Here is a 13,458-nt window from a genome sequence, read left to right on the forward strand (position 1 = left end):
CATGGCCGTGCCCGCCTGGGACAGGATCTGGGTCCGGGTGTAGTTGACCATCTCCGACGCCATGTCGGTGTCGCGGATGCGGCTCTCCGACGCGGTGACGTTCTCCAGCGCCACGTTGGCGTTGTTGATGACGTGCTCGAGCTGGTTCTGTGAGGCACCGAGACCGGCACGCGTGGTCGAGACCGTGTTGATCGCGGTGTCGATGAGGCCGAGGTTGGTCGTCGCCGTGGCGTTGGTGCCGTCGAGCGCGGTCAGGGCCGAGATGCCCAGGCCGGTGCTGTCCATCGCGGTGCCGATGGCAACGGAGACCGTCTCGCCGCCGTTCGCGCCCACCTGGAACGTGCCGGTGTAGCCGCCGTCCAGGAGCGCGGTGCCGTTGAACGTGGTGTTCGCGGCGATGTCGTTCAGCGTCGTGGTCAGCGCGGTGATCTCCGCCTGGATGTTGTCGACGGCGTCGCTGGTGAGGCCACCCTCGTTGGCACCCTGGACGGTGAGGTCACGCATCCGCTGCAGGATGGACGTGGTCTCGTTGAGCGCACCTTCAGCGGTCTGGACGACGGAGATCGCGTCCTGGGCGTTGCGGACGCCGACGGTGATGCCGCCCATCTGCGAGCGCATGCCCTCCGAGATGGCCAGGCCGGCCGCGTCGTCGGCGGCACGGTTGATCCGGAAGCCAGAGGACAGCTTCTCGAGCGACTTGCCCATGTCGTTCTGGGTGGACGAGAGGTTGCGGTACGCGTTGAGTGCCGCGACGTTCGTGTTGACCGAGAGACCCATGATGAACTCCTCCTTGATTCGGGCCGAATGACTGCCGCCCCTCCATGGGCGAGCACCGGACTGATCGGCCGGAGCGGGTGACCGTTAAGACTTCTGCGGCGGATTCCTCGGATCGGCTCGGGATTCACCCGGACGGCCCAGGACGCCGGATCCGGCGCTGACCAGGGGCGCGACCCGGCCCGGGCCCGCGCGCGCCTCATCGGACGTGCAGGGGACGCCCGCCGTGCAGGCGGCGCAGGACGTGCCAGGGGCGCCCGCCGTGCAGGCGCGTCAGGACGCCGCGGTGTACTCGGACGCCATGAAGCGCTCCGAGGATGCCGCCGGGTGCTGCGCGGGCACCGAGGAGAGCAGTCCGGCGCCGGCGCCGGCGGCGGCACGTGCGGCCACCTCGGCGAAGTAGGCCTGGCGACGCCGCTCCGCGACACCGTCGGGCCGGGCGGCGGCCGGCACCAGCTCGGGGTCGAGGCTGGCGTTCATGCCGTCCTTGAGCAGACCGAGGGCCTCGGTGCGCAGCTGGCTGATCCGCGACTGGGTCACGCCCAGCTCGTCGGCGAGCTCGGAGACGGGGCGGTCGTGGAAGAAGAGCTCCTCGACCACGTAGCGCAGGCGCTCGGGCAGGGAGGAGACCCCCGCACGAAGGAAGGAGAGCCGCTCGTTCGCCAAGAGACTGTCCTCCGGGCTGATGTCGGCGGAGACCACCGTCTCGGCGATCGATCCGTCGAAGCCGTCGATGCTCAGCACCCGCACCTCTGCGTCCGAGCGCGCGGTGTCGATCTCCTCGACCGCCACACCCATCGCGGCGGCGAGCTCGTCGCGCTGCGGGGCTCGACCGAGGCTGGCCGTGAGCTGGTCCGCCACCTCGGTGACCTGACGCACCCGGCGGCGCGCGCCGCGGGAGACCCAGTCCATCCCGCGCAGCTCGTCGATGAGCGCGCCCTTGATCCGCAGCGAGGCGTAGCGGGCGAAGGGAACGCCGGTGGTCTCGTCGTAGCCGCGGGCCGCGCGGACCAGAGCCAGCGCGCCGGCCGACACGAGGTCGGACCGCGAGACGTACGACGGCACACGGCCGAGCATCGCGTTCACGTGGTAGCCGACGAGAGGCATGTTCTCGACGACCAGCGCGTTCGTGGGGTTCTCGGTGGCGTTCACGAAGGGTGTTTCGGGGTCGTGCTTCGGCTACTTGAGATCCGGTTGAGACGTCGGGAGGGCTCGTTCGCTCGGAGGTGTGACGAGCGGCCAGGGGCCCGCGCCGGGTCTGGGGTGAAGTGCCCGATTCCGAATCCGGACAGACCCTCCCGGGTCCGACATGTCGAGCGTGACGCAGATCACACCACCGGATCGCGTGTCGTTAGGCCATTCGTGGCAGATCTCCTGGTCCCGATCCCTCAGGAGCCGGGCGCGCCGGCCGATGGGGAGTCCAGAGCCGGCGCCCAGGGGGTGGCGTCGAAGTGACGAGGGAGCGGTCCGATGAGCCTGAACGAGTTGTCCGGCGTGCTGTGGCACGAGCGCAGACTTCTCGAGCTCCTGCTGTTCAAGCTCGAGGAGGAGCAGCTGATCCTCTCGAGCGGGCGGACCCGCTGGCTCGGCCACGCCACGCGAGAGGTCGAGCAGGTGCTCGACCAGATCCGATCGGCCGAGCTCGGCCGATCGGTGGAGGCGGAGTCCGTCGCGCTCGAGCTCGGGCTCGACGCGGGATCGAGCCTGCGCGCCGTCGCCACGGCGGCCCCCGCCCCGTGGGGCGAGCTCCTCATGGAGCACCATGCGGCGTTCGTCTCCCTCACCGACGAGATCAACTCCCTCGCCCAGGGCAACCGCGACCTGCTCACAGCGAGCTACCGCGCGACCCGGGAGACGCTCCTGTCCCTGCAGGACACCGTCGACACCTACGGCCCGCAGGGGGCGACCTCGTCCTTCGACACGGCGACCCTCGTCGATCGCGCGCTGTGAGCCAGGCATGAGCACCTTCTCCGGGATCAGCACCGCGCTCTCCTCGCTCATCGCCCAGCGCCAGGCGCTCGACGTCGCGGGCCAGAACATCGCCAACTCGAACACGGTCGGCTACACGCGTCAGCGTGCCGAGACGACCTCCGTCCCCTCGACCACGGTTCCCTCGATGTTCTCCACCGGCACGGCGGCCGGGAACGGCACCCGGGTCACCGGGATCACGCGCATGGGCGACGTCTTCCTCGACGCCCGGGTGCGCACCGCCACCAGCAGCGCCTCCTACCAGACGAGCCGGGCGAACACGCTCGCGCAGGTCGAGACGAGCTTCACCGAGCCCACCGACCTCGGCATGGCCTCCTCGCTCCAGCAGTTCTGGTCGGGCTGGCAGGACGTCGGCAACGCACCGGACAGCGCATCGGCCCGCGCGGTCCTGCTCGGCCAGGCCGCCGCGCTGACGACCACGATCGGCGACGGCTACCGCGCGGTCGAGACCCAGTGGTCCCAGCTGCGTGCGACGACGGCCACGGCCGTCACGCAGCTCAACACCACGGCCGCCTCGATCGCGGACCTCAACGGGCAGATCCGCGCGATCAGCGTCTCCGGCGGGAACGCCAACGAGCTCATCGACCAGCGCGATGTGCTCATCACCTCGCTCTCCGGTCTCGCCGGTGCCACCACCCAGGCCCGCGAGGACGGCACCGTCGACGTGCTGGTCGCGGGCAACCCGCTCGTGACCGGGAGCCGCGCGGAGACGGTCTCGATCCTCGGCGCCACGACGATGGCCGGCGGGATCGGCCAGCCTCCGGCCGGCGCGGCCGACCCGGTCCGGCTCCAGTGGGACCGCAGCGGCACCCCGCTCGTCCTCGAGGGCGGGTCCGTGGCCGCGCAGGTCACCGACCTCGGGACCTCCGGGCCCCTCGCCTCGACCGCGACGATGTGGAACGACGTCGCCACGAGCCTCGCCACCGCCGTGAACACCCTGCACCAGGGCGGCCAGGGCACCGGGACCCCGGCGAGCACCGGGCTCGACTTCTTCTCCTTCGCGAGCGGTCTCCCTGCGGCTACCGGCCTCTCGGTCGCGATCACGAACCCGAGCGACGTCGCCGCGGCCGACCCCGTCAAGGGCGCCCTGGACGGGTCCTGGGCGGACCGGATCGCCCAGCTCGCCACCGCCACCGGCGGGCCGGACTCCCTGTACCGCGCCTTCGTCGTCGACCTCGGGGTCCGCACCGACACCGCGAGCCAGCGCGCCACCGTCCTGGAGTCCACGCGATCGACCGCCGAGAACCTTCAACTCTCCGGGGCGAGCGTCGATCTGGATGAGGAGGCGACGAACATGCTCGCCTACCAGCGAGCGTACGAGGGGGCGGCTCGGGTGCTGACGGTGATGGACGAGATGCTCGACACCTTGATCAACCGCATGGCCGTGTAGAGGAGGTAGACATGATCGGCAGAGTCACCCAGCAGACGATGCAGCGCTCGACGCTCGCGAACCTGCAGCTCAACCTCGCGAAGATGTCGAGCCTCCAGGAGCAGATGTCGAGCGGCAAGCGCATCACCAAGCCCTCGGACGACCCGGGCGGCATCTCCACCGCCATGAGCATGCGCTCGGAGAAGAGCGCGTACACCCAGTACTCCCGCAACATCGACGACGGCCTGGGGTGGCTCAGCAGCGCCGACACGGCACTGCAGAGCGCGGTGTCCCAGCTGCGGGGGGCCCGCGACCTGACGGTCCAGAGCGGGTCCGGGGCGCTGAACGCGTCCGGCCGCGAAGCGCTCGCCACCGAGATCGAGTCGGTGCGCGACGGACTGCTGGCGATCGCCAACACGCAGCACCAGGGCCGCAACGTCTTCGCCGGCACCTCGGACTCCGCCGTGGCCTTCGACGCCTCGTACGCCTGGACTGGCACCGCAGGCGGCTCGGTCGACCGTCGGGTGTCCCCCGACACGACGGTGCGCGCCGACGTGGACGGCTCGGCTGCCTTCGGCACGGGATCGAGCTCGGTCTTCGCGCTGCTCGACTCCATCGCCGCTGACATCCGCACGGGGGTCGACCCCGGTCCGCGGCTCGCCGAGATCGACGTGCGGATGGACACGATGCTCGGAGAGCTCTCCGGCGTCGGCTCGCGCACCAACCGGATGACGACGACGCAGGGCGTGATCGAGAACAGGCTCCTCGATCTCCAGATCAGCATCTCGGACATCGAGGACGTCGACCTGACGGCAGCGATCGTCGAGCTGCAGAGCCAGGAGGTCGCCTACCAGGGCGCCCTGGGCGCGACCGCCCGAGTGCTGCAGCCCACGCTCCTGGACTACCTGCAGTGAGCGTCCTCGTGCACACCGCGACAGGCGTGGAGACGGAGCGAGACATGGTTGCCGAGATCGAGTTCGTCCAGGCGCCCCCCGGGATGATGGACCTGCGCAGCTACACGCTGAACCCGCTCGACGAGGAGGGCTACCTCTTCGCGATGCGCTCGGTGGACCACCCGGAGATCCGGTTGTTCCTCGTGCCGCCGCAGGCCTACTTCCCCGACTACGCCCCTCCCCTGGACGCCGGCTCGCGCCTGGCCCTCGGGCTCGGGGACGAGGCGCCGCTCCTTCTCGCGGTGGTCCACCCCGGCAGCGAGGGCAACGGCCCGACGGCCAACCTCCTCGCGCCGGTCGTCATCAACCCCACGACGGGCTCGGCCCTCCAGGTCGTGCTCGACTCCGACGAGTGGCCGCTGCGCGCGCAGTTCCGCGCGGCCTGATCCGACGGCGCATTCCGTTCATGACCAGGGCCCGTCGGCCGATCCTCAAGGGGACAGACCCTGGACGGACGGAGGGACGATGACCAGCACGACGCTCGACGGGGCCGCCGCCCCGGTTCCCACCGGTGCCGCGATCGCCTTCCTGCCGGCAGGGCAGCAACATCCGCGGGCCGGCGCTGTCGCCGTGGGGCTGCTGCGCGAGGAGCTCGCCCGTCCGATCGCCGATCCCGACCTCGTCGCCCGCCTGGTCGCGGCCGACCCGGCCACCGCCGTCCGCGTGCTCGGCCGGGCGAACTCCGGGACCCGTCCGGGAGAGCGCCTCGACACCGTGGCGCAGGCCATGGAGGTCGTCGACCGCTGGGCGCTCGCCGGACTGGTCGACGAGCTCGTCCGCGACGCCGTCCCGGCCGTCCCGCAGCTGTGGCGGGTCCTGGCCCGTGCGCTGGCCTGCGAGCGACTGAGCGGGGACCGCCGCGGGTACAGCGTCGGCCTGCTCTCCGCACTGGGCGACCTGCACGGCCTCCCCCTCGACGAGCTCCTCGATCTCGCGGGCGTCTCCGGGACGGTCCGGCTGGCGGTCACCGCACGACGCGGCCGGTTGGGCGCCGCCCTCGGCGCCCTGCTCGGCTACCTCGCCGACGATGCCGCGGCAACCGAACGGCACGGGTTCGCCCCGCACGCGGTGTACGAGGCCTACGTCGAGGCGGCGACCACGGCGATGACGATGCAGACCGCCGTCGGACCCGGCGGCGCCACCCGGACGACGGCGGGACGCACCGCTGCACCGTCGGCCGTCGTGCCGCAGCAGCGCGCGCACGGGACGGGCGCCCGTCCGACGCCGGACGCCCAGGAGCACTGAGGACCATGACCACACTTCCCGTCGAACGCGAGGCTGCGGTGCGCTCGAGCGTCCACCGCGAGGCCGTCCGCGATCTCGAGGACCGGGTGATCGGCTACTCGGTGACCGTCTCGCTCGACCTCCCGGACGGACCGGTGACCGACGCGATCGGCGCGCTGGCAGCGGGGTCGACGGAGATCGCCGAGGCCCTGCACCGCCACTACCTCGACCTCGACCTGGCAGGGCTCGGCGCCGACCGCTACGTCTTCGTCCCGGCCACCCCGGCGATGCTCGACGGGTCCCTGCCGACGACGGCAGCACGCGGCAGGCTCGTCGTGGACCTGCCCTCGGGATTCGAGCTCGGCCCCGATGCCGAGCGCCGCGCCCGGGCCCTGACGGCGAGCGGCGCCGTCCTGGCGCTGCCCTCCTACCGCGGGACACCGGAGCAGGACGCCCTGCTGCCCTGCCTCGGCTTCGTCGTCGTGGACGCCGCGGCGGGATTCGAGAACCTCGCGGCGCTGGTGGCGCGGGCCCACCGCGCCGAGGTCCGCGTGCTCGCCAGGCTCCAGGACCGCAGCGACCGTGCCGTCTGTGCCGACGCGCGCGTCGACGGCCTGCGGGGTGGCGCGGGCGAGCGCGGCGGGGCGAGCGGCCGGGAGCACAAGGTGCTCCGTCCGGGACAGCTCCAGTGCCTGGCCGCCCTGCACCTGCTCCAGCAGGAGGACGTGACCATGAGCAAGGTCGCGGAGGTGATCGACACCGAGCCGGTGCTCACCGTCCGCGTCCTGCACCTGGTGAACTCGGGTGCCTTCGCCCTGCGCAACCGGGTCGACACGGTGCGTCAGGCCGTCGTCCTGCTCGGGGTGCGCGAGGTCACCACCCTGGTCACCGCCCTGACCCTCGACGCCCGCGTCGGGGCGATGGACTCGCTGTGGCACATCCTGGCGAGGGCCCTGTGCTGCGAGGCGCTCGCCGGGGACCCTGCCGCGTACACGGCGGGGATGCTCTCGGCGCTCATCGACGAGCTCGGCGTGCCGGCGGACGTGGTCCTGGAGGCCGTCGGCGTCTCGTCCGTGGTCGCCGACGCCGTCCGTGAGCTCAGCGGCGAGCTGGGCCTCGCCCTGGCGGCGGTGCTCGCGCACGAGCGCCGCGACCTGGAGACCGTTGCGGCGTGCGGCTACGACGTGGTCGACGTCTCGGACGTGTACCTGCGCTGCCTGTCCGAGGCCCTGGGCACGGCGCGGGCCGTCAGCCCGGCCTGACGGCCGGCGAGAGCGCCCGAGCCCTGGCGCCGGCGCAGGGCCCGTGTCACGCTCGCCACATGACCGAGACAGCGATCCCCCACCGGCACATCGCCCTGGTCGCGCACGACAACATGAAGGTCGAGCTGCTGCGCTGGGCGGAGCACAACCGCGACACCCTCGCCGCGCACCACCTCTACGCGACCGGGACGACGGGCACCATGCTCGAGTTCGAGCTCGGGCTGCGGGTCCACCGCTTCCTCTCCGGGCCGATCGGGGGCGACCAGCAGATCGGCGCGAAGATCGCCGAGGGGGTGCTGGACACCTTGATCTTCTTCTGGGACCCGCTCGAGGCGCAGCCGCACGACCCGGACGTCAAGGCGCTCCTGCGGCTGAGCACCGTGTGGAACGTCCCGACCGCGACCAACCTCGCCACGGCCGACTTCCTCATCTCCTCCCCGCTCTTCGACGGCCCCTACGTGCGCCGTGTCCCCGAGCTCGGCCCACGCGGCTGGGACGGCACCGCTCCGACGGGATGACGAGCTCTTGACGCCCGCGTGGGCATCGGGTGACGGAGGCGGGCAACGCCCGTGACGATGGCGCTGCCGTTCGGGTGATCATGCCGCTGACCTGGGGCCTTAGGTCTCATCCGCGGCTCGCCGCAGGTCGAGAGACTGGTGAGAGCCGCAACGGAGCGACACCCCAGCTCCTGCGCGGTCCACCAGCGCCACCACCCACCGGCGCCCGAGCAGGAAGCCTGTCCGATGGCAGCACACCGCAGCATCCCGATCCTCCCCGCGAGCCTGACCCACCGCGCACGCCCGCACCGCCCCGCGCGGCCCGCCTCGCCCCGAGTCGCGGTCGAGAGCCCGTTGGCCCGGCACCCGTGGAGCCCGACGGGGACCATCACCGCCTACCGGGCGCAGCGCGGCATCCAGCCCTGGTAGGCGGCACCGGCCACGTCGCCCCACCGCCCCCGGACGCGAGCCCCGGACATCACCGCTGGTCGGGGGTGCCGAGCAGCGGTGCGTCGTGAGCGATGTGCGCCATCTGCCGCCACAGGATCGCCAGGAAGACCGCCGATCCGACGAAGGCGAACCAGAACGGTCCGGTGACGCCCCAGCGGTGCGCGATCACGCCGCCGAGCCCTGAGCCGATCACCAGCCCGCCGAACACGCCGACGAGGTTCACGCTTCCGACCCGGCCCTGCAGGGCGGGCGGCACCGCGCGCTGCCGCACGGTGGTCGACGTCGCGCCCCAGACGAAGGCGTGCACCCCGAAGACGAAGAACACGGGGAGCCCGACCCACGGACTCGTCGTGAGGGCGAGCGCGAGGTGCGTGAGCGTCTCGAGCACCAGCCCGATCCGCATGAGCCCGCCGAGGCTGATCCGGCGGGTCAGCGCGCCGTACAGCGTCGTGCCGACGAGCCCTCCGACGGCAGAGGTCGTGGTCACCAGGCCGAACCCCACCGGCCCCAGACCCAGCCGCTCGCTGGAGTACAGCACCAGCACGGACCAGGCCGCGCCGAAGGTGATGTTGAAGACGAAGATCGTCAGCACCAGGGTCCTGATCGCAGCGTGGTGCATCGTCCAGCGGAAGCCCTCGGCGATGTCGCTGCGCAACCGCGCCGGGACCTGCTCGCGCACCGGGCGCTGCACCAGCACCCGTGTCATGAGCACGGCACCGAGCGCGACCGCGAGCGCCTGAGCGCTGAACGGCAGCGCCCACCCGACAGCGAACAGCGCGGCCCCCAGCGGCGGCCCGGCGAGCTGGTTGACCGTGATGAAGCCCGTGGAGAGCCGCGCATTGGCGATCGCGATGTCGTCACGCGCCACGAGGTTGGGCAGCATCGTCTGCGAGGAGTTGTCCGCGAAGACCTCGGCCGTGGCCACGACGAAGAGCGCCAGGAGCGCGATCGCGATGGTCACGTGACCGGTCACGACGACGGTCACGAGCACCGCGAGCACGAAGGCCCGGGCGAGGTCGACGGCCACCACGATCGTGCGTCGGTCGTGCCGGTCAGCGAGCGCCCCGGCCAGCAGTCCGAAGAGGAGGGGCGGCAACCACTGGACCGTCGCGGCCAGGGCGATCAGGCGGGCGTCGTCGGTCAGCGAGGCGACGAGCAGCGGTCCCGCCGCGAGCGCGATCCCGTCACCGAGGTTGCTGGTCCACGAGGACGCCAGGAGCCACCGGAAACCCGTACCGAGCCGCGGGGGCACGAGGACGTCGAGGAGGCGGGACATGGCAGACGGATCCTATGCGTGCAGGACAGGACGGACCTCGGGAATAACCCGCGACCCACCCGTGTTGCCGAGCCGTGCGCGACGTGAGGACCTCCACCGCCTGCGACACCCTCGAGGTGTCGGGCCGGTGTTGTCGCGCCTGTCGCTGCCGGTGACACACCGGTGACCAGCGCCCCTGGATGACCGGGGGCACCCGCCCGCCTTCCCCCGCCCGGGGACGGGCCTGCCCTCGGGCACCTCTGGCTGCGCGCCGCGCGCCCGGCCGGGACCTTCCTGCACCACGACCGAAAGCGGTTCCTCTGATGACTCGTCCCACCGTCCTGTCCCGCCGGATCAGCGCCGTGGCGCTGCCTCTCACGCTCGCTGCCGTGCTCGCCGGCTGCTCCTCGGCGGACGACTCCGCAGAGAGCGCCGCCCCGGGCGCCGACACCTCGTTGAGCGACGTCCTGGACGCGGGAGAGCTCGTCGTCGCCACGGAGGGCACCTACCGCCCGTTCTCCTTCCACGAGGACGGCACCGGCGACCTGGTCGGCTACGACGTCGAGATCGCCCGGGCGGTCGCCGCGGAGCTCGGCGTCGAAGCGGCGTTCGAGGAGACCCAGTGGGACGCGATCTTCACGGGGCTGGACGCCGGTCGGTTCGACATGATCGCCAACCAGGTGAGCATCACCCCCGAGCGCGAGGCGGCCTACACATTCTCCGCGCCGTACACCTACTCCTCAGGGGTCGTCGTCGTCCGGGCGGACGACGAGACCATCGCCTCCTTCGCCGATCTCGACGGGAAGACCGCCGCCCAGTCGCTCACCAGCAACTGGCGCACGCTCGCCGAGGACAGCGGAGCGCGGATCGAGGCCGTCGAGGGCTGGGCGCAGTCGGTCGCCCTCGTCGAGCAGGGCCGAGTCGACGCGACGGTCAACGACGAGCTCACCTTCCTGGACTACCGGAAGCAGACCGGAGCCGAGGGCCTCAAGATCGCGGCGACGACGACGGACCAGTCCCGCAGCGCCTTCGCGTTCCGCGCGGGCAGCACCGCGCTGGCCGAGGCCGTCGACGAGGCGTTGGCCGAGCTGGCCGCCGACGGCACGCTCGCCGCGATCTCCGCGACGTACTTCGGTCAGGACGTCTCGCAGTGACGGTGCGACGAGCCACGATGCCGTCGTGCCCCGGGACGGCGGGGCGTGCCGATGTCCGGCGCTGACTGGGAGCTCGCGCGCGAGTCCCTGTGGCCGATCGTCTCCGGGGCCGTGACCGGGACGATCCCGCTGGCCCTGGCCTCCTTCGTCGGCGGGATGGTCATCGCGGTGGCCGTCGCCCTCATGCGGCTGTCCCGGCGACGGTGGGTCGCGCGGCTCGGCGCTGTGTACGTCTCGGTGATCCGCGGCACGCCGTTGCTGGTTCAGCTCTTCGTGGTGTTCTACGGGCTGCCCTCGGTCGGCATCCTCATCGACCCGTGGCCGAGCGCGGCGATCGCCTTCTCGCTCAACGTGGGCGGCTACGCGGCGGAGATCGTCCGGGCGGCGATCCTCTCCGTGCCGCAGGGCCAGTGGGAGGCCGGCTGGGTGATCGGCATGTCCCGGCGGCGCACCCTGAGCCGGATCATCGTGCCGCAGGCCGCGCGCGTCTCGGTCCCGCCGCTGTCCAACACCTTCATCTCCTTGGTGAAGGACACCTCGCTCGCCTCGTTGATCCTGGTCACCGAGCTGTTCCGCAGGGCGCAGGAGATCGCTGCCTTCAGCCAGGAGTTCATGCTGCTGTACCTCGAGGCGGCCCTCGTCTACTGGGTGATCTGCCTGGCACTGGCCGCGGGCCAGTCCCGGCTGGAGACCCGATTGGAGCGTCATGTCGCACGCTGAACCGGCCACCGCACCCACGCAGGGGCCCGCAGCACTGCTCGAGGTGCGGGGACTGACCAAGAGCTTCGGCGACACCCCGGTGCTGCGCGGTGTCGATCTCACGGTCCGCCGGGGGGAGGTCCTGGCGATCATCGGCCCGTCCGGTTCCGGCAAGACGACCCTGCTGCGCTGCCTGAACGGGCTGGAGACCCCCAGCGGCGGGACCATCGCTGTCGTCGGTGGGCTCGCCGTGGACTTCGCCCAGCGCCCGAGCGAGTCCGTGCGGGGCCTGCTGCGGGACCGCTCGGCGATGGTCTTCCAGCACTACAACCTCTTCCCGCACAAGACGGTCCTGGAGAACGTGATCGAGGGCCCGGTGATCGTCCAGCGGCGCCCGCGCCAGGAGGTGGTGGCCGAGGCGCGCTCCCTGCTGGAGCGCGTCGGCCTCGCCGAGAAGGCCGACGCCTACCCCTCGGCGCTCTCCGGCGGTCAGCAGCAGCGGGTCGGGATCGTGCGGGCGCTCGCGCTGCGCCCGCAGCTCCTGCTCTTCGACGAGCCGACGTCGTCCCTCGACCCGGAGCTCGTCGGTGACGTGCTCGGGCTCATGCGCGACCTCGCCCGCGAGGGCTGGACGATGGTCGTGGTGACCCACGAGCTCCCCTTCGCCCGTGAGGTGGCGAACGAGGTCGTGTTCGTCGACCAGGGTGTCGTCGCCGAGCGGGGCACACCGGAGCAGGTGCTGCGCCACCCGCAGCAGGAACGCACCCGGCGCTTCGTCGACCGGCTGCTGCACCCGATGTAGCCAGGGACGACGAAGGGCCCGAGACCGTGAGGTCTCGGGCCCTTCGCGGTCCTGGACGTTCAGGGGCCGGTGATGAGCCCCAACTGCGTGGGTAGCCAGATGGAGAGCTCCGGCACGAACACGACCACGACGAGCCCGACGACCAGTGCCACGAGGAAGGGAACGATCTTCGCGATCACCGGCTCCAGGCGCAGGCCGGCTATCCGAGCGCTCACGAAGAGGACGTTCCCGACGGGCGGCGTGATCACCCCGACGCAGAGGTTGTAGACGATCATCGTTCCGAAGTGGATAGGGCTGATCCCGAACTCCAACACGATCGGCAGGAAGATCGGTGTGAAGATCAGGATTGCCGGCGTCGGATCCATGAAGGTGCCGACGAGCAGCAGGATCACCATCATCATGATCAAGATCATGGTGGAGTTGTCGGTCACGCCCAGCATCGCGTCAGAGATGATGTCGGGGATCCGCGCGAAGGACATGATCCAGGACAGCGCGGAGGAGACGGCGACGAGGAGCATGACGATCGCCGTGGTTCGCCCTGCGTCCAGAAGGATCGCGGGCAGGTCCCTGACCTTGAGCATCCGGTAGGCGAAGCCGAGGACGAGGCAGTAGACCACAGCGATCGCCGCGGACTCGGTCGCTGTGAAGATGCCGGTGAGAATCCCGCCGATCACGATCACGATCATCAGGAGCGAAGGCACGGCCTTCCAGATCACGACGAGACCCTCCCTCATCGAGACGTGATCGACGACCCTGAGTTCGTGATGCTTGCGGACGTAGAGAGCGACGACAGTCATGCACGCCGCGATCCAGACCAGGCCCGGACCGACGCCGGCCATGAACAAGGCGGCGATCGAGGTGCTGCTGACCAACGAGTAGACGATGAAGGTGTTGCTCGGGGGGATCAGCATCCCCGCCGGAGCTGACGCAGCGTTGACGGCTGCGGAGAACGTCGGGTCGTAGCCTTCCTTACGTTGCCGCGGACCCATCACCGTCCCGACGGCGGCGGCCGCCGCGACGGCCGCGCCGC

The 13,458-nt window shown here is 71.3% G+C and carries 15 protein-coding genes; 11 read left to right on the top strand and 4 right to left on the bottom strand.

The window, feature by feature from the left end; genetic code table 11:
- A partial coding sequence (locus tag ABWK99_RS06715; protein WP_372593932.1) for a flagellin occupies positions 1-777 on the bottom strand: 777 nt, incomplete at its 3' end.
- Positions 778-1,047: 270 nt separating this feature from the next.
- A complete protein-coding gene (locus tag ABWK99_RS06720) occupies positions 1,048-1,926 on the bottom strand; it encodes a sigma-70 family RNA polymerase sigma factor (protein WP_372593933.1) in 879 nt (292 codons plus the stop codon).
- A gap of 318 nt (positions 1,927-2,244) precedes the next feature.
- Between ABWK99_RS06720 and flgN the strand changes: the two genes are divergently transcribed.
- The 8 genes from flgN to ABWK99_RS06760 all read left to right on the top strand — a co-directional run bounded on the left by flgN (position 2,245) and on the right by ABWK99_RS06760 (position 8,497).
- Entirely contained in the window at positions 2,245-2,724 is a 480-nt protein-coding gene (gene flgN / locus ABWK99_RS06725; protein ID WP_372593934.1) for a flagellar export chaperone FlgN, read from the top strand.
- 7 nt (positions 2,725-2,731) lie between these two features.
- Positions 2,732-4,153, top strand: a complete 1,422-nt coding sequence (flgK, locus tag ABWK99_RS06730; protein ID WP_372593935.1) for a flagellar hook-associated protein FlgK — start codon at positions 2,732-2,734, stop codon at positions 4,151-4,153.
- Between the two features lie 11 nt (positions 4,154-4,164).
- Entirely contained in the window at positions 4,165-5,046 is an 882-nt protein-coding gene (gene flgL / locus ABWK99_RS06735) for a flagellar hook-associated protein FlgL (protein WP_372593936.1), read from the top strand.
- Positions 5,047-5,090: 44 nt separating this feature from the next.
- The gene (gene fliW / locus ABWK99_RS06740; protein ID WP_372593937.1) at positions 5,091-5,471 is read left to right on the top strand and encodes a flagellar assembly protein FliW; all 381 of its coding nucleotides are present in this window, start codon (positions 5,091-5,093) and stop codon (positions 5,469-5,471) included.
- Positions 5,472-5,550: 79 nt separating this feature from the next.
- Positions 5,551-6,330 carry a hypothetical protein gene (locus ABWK99_RS06745; protein WP_372593938.1) on the top strand — a complete coding sequence of 260 codons (780 nt, stop codon included), beginning with the start codon at positions 5,551-5,553 and terminating at the stop codon, positions 6,328-6,330.
- Positions 6,331-6,335: 5 nt separating this feature from the next.
- Positions 6,336-7,571, top strand: coding sequence for an HDOD domain-containing protein (locus ABWK99_RS06750; RefSeq protein WP_372593939.1), 1,236 nt, complete (start codon positions 6,336-6,338; stop codon positions 7,569-7,571).
- Between the two features lie 59 nt (positions 7,572-7,630).
- Positions 7,631-8,089 carry a methylglyoxal synthase gene (locus ABWK99_RS06755; RefSeq protein WP_372593940.1) on the top strand — a complete coding sequence of 153 codons (459 nt, stop codon included), beginning with the start codon at positions 7,631-7,633 and terminating at the stop codon, positions 8,087-8,089.
- A gap of 225 nt (positions 8,090-8,314) precedes the next feature.
- Positions 8,315-8,497: a hypothetical protein gene (locus tag ABWK99_RS06760; protein WP_372593941.1), complete on the top strand. Its 183-nt coding sequence runs from the start codon at positions 8,315-8,317 to the stop codon at positions 8,495-8,497.
- Positions 8,498-8,546: 49 nt separating this feature from the next.
- Here ABWK99_RS06760 and ABWK99_RS06765 read toward each other — a convergent pair whose 3' ends face one another.
- Entirely contained in the window at positions 8,547-9,794 is a 1,248-nt protein-coding gene (locus ABWK99_RS06765) for an MFS transporter (RefSeq protein ID WP_372593942.1), read from the bottom strand.
- A gap of 302 nt (positions 9,795-10,096) precedes the next feature.
- On the opposite strand from ABWK99_RS06765, the gene ABWK99_RS06770 reads away from it, so the two are divergent.
- Genes ABWK99_RS06770 through ABWK99_RS06780 form a run of 3 tightly spaced genes read left to right on the top strand, consistent with a single transcriptional unit; the run spans position 10,097 to position 12,428 of the window.
- Complete coding sequence (locus tag ABWK99_RS06770) at positions 10,097-10,927, top strand: amino acid ABC transporter substrate-binding protein (protein ID WP_372593943.1); 831 nt, start codon at positions 10,097-10,099, stop codon at positions 10,925-10,927.
- 51 nt (positions 10,928-10,978) lie between these two features.
- Entirely contained in the window at positions 10,979-11,647 is a 669-nt protein-coding gene (locus tag ABWK99_RS06775; RefSeq protein ID WP_372593944.1) for an amino acid ABC transporter permease, read from the top strand.
- Positions 11,634-12,428: an amino acid ABC transporter ATP-binding protein gene (locus tag ABWK99_RS06780; RefSeq protein ID WP_372593945.1), complete on the top strand. Its 795-nt coding sequence runs from the start codon at positions 11,634-11,636 to the stop codon at positions 12,426-12,428. Before ABWK99_RS06775 ends, ABWK99_RS06780 begins: the two co-directional genes overlap by 14 nt.
- A 59-nt stretch (positions 12,429-12,487) precedes the next feature.
- Here the strand turns inward: ABWK99_RS06780 and ABWK99_RS06785 are convergent.
- Positions 12,488-13,458 (bottom strand): TRAP transporter large permease (locus tag ABWK99_RS06785; RefSeq protein WP_372593946.1); only part of this gene is annotated, 971 nt, incomplete at its 5' end.

The organism is Actinotalea sp. (genome assembly GCF_041597215.1).
GTDB lineage: Bacteria > Actinomycetota > Actinomycetes > Actinomycetales > Cellulomonadaceae > Actinotalea.

What these genes read in the sequence shown, in the direction of transcription:
- flgL (WP_372593936.1), top strand. Translation starts at nt 4,165, where the DNA reads ATGATCGGCAGAGTCACCCAGCAGACGATGCAGCGCTCGACGCTCGCG.
- ABWK99_RS06765 (WP_372593942.1), bottom strand. Translation starts at nt 9,794, where the DNA reads ATGTCCCGCCTCCTCGACGTCCTCGTGCCCCCGCGGCTCGGTACGGGT.
- ABWK99_RS06760 (WP_372593941.1), top strand. Translation starts at nt 8,315, where the DNA reads ATGGCAGCACACCGCAGCATCCCGATCCTCCCCGCGAGCCTGACCCAC.
- flgN (WP_372593934.1), top strand. Translation starts at nt 2,245, where the DNA reads ATGAGCCTGAACGAGTTGTCCGGCGTGCTGTGGCACGAGCGCAGACTT.
- fliW (WP_372593937.1), top strand. Translation starts at nt 5,091, where the DNA reads ATGGTTGCCGAGATCGAGTTCGTCCAGGCGCCCCCCGGGATGATGGAC.
- ABWK99_RS06770 (WP_372593943.1), top strand. Translation starts at nt 10,097, where the DNA reads ATGACTCGTCCCACCGTCCTGTCCCGCCGGATCAGCGCCGTGGCGCTG.
- ABWK99_RS06745 (WP_372593938.1), top strand. Translation starts at nt 5,551, where the DNA reads ATGACCAGCACGACGCTCGACGGGGCCGCCGCCCCGGTTCCCACCGGT.
- ABWK99_RS06750 (WP_372593939.1), top strand. Translation starts at nt 6,336, where the DNA reads ATGACCACACTTCCCGTCGAACGCGAGGCTGCGGTGCGCTCGAGCGTC.
- ABWK99_RS06780 (WP_372593945.1), top strand. Translation starts at nt 11,634, where the DNA reads ATGTCGCACGCTGAACCGGCCACCGCACCCACGCAGGGGCCCGCAGCA.
- flgK (WP_372593935.1), top strand. Translation starts at nt 2,732, where the DNA reads ATGAGCACCTTCTCCGGGATCAGCACCGCGCTCTCCTCGCTCATCGCC.
- ABWK99_RS06775 (WP_372593944.1), top strand. Translation starts at nt 10,979, where the DNA reads ATGTCCGGCGCTGACTGGGAGCTCGCGCGCGAGTCCCTGTGGCCGATC.
- ABWK99_RS06755 (WP_372593940.1), top strand. Translation starts at nt 7,631, where the DNA reads ATGACCGAGACAGCGATCCCCCACCGGCACATCGCCCTGGTCGCGCAC.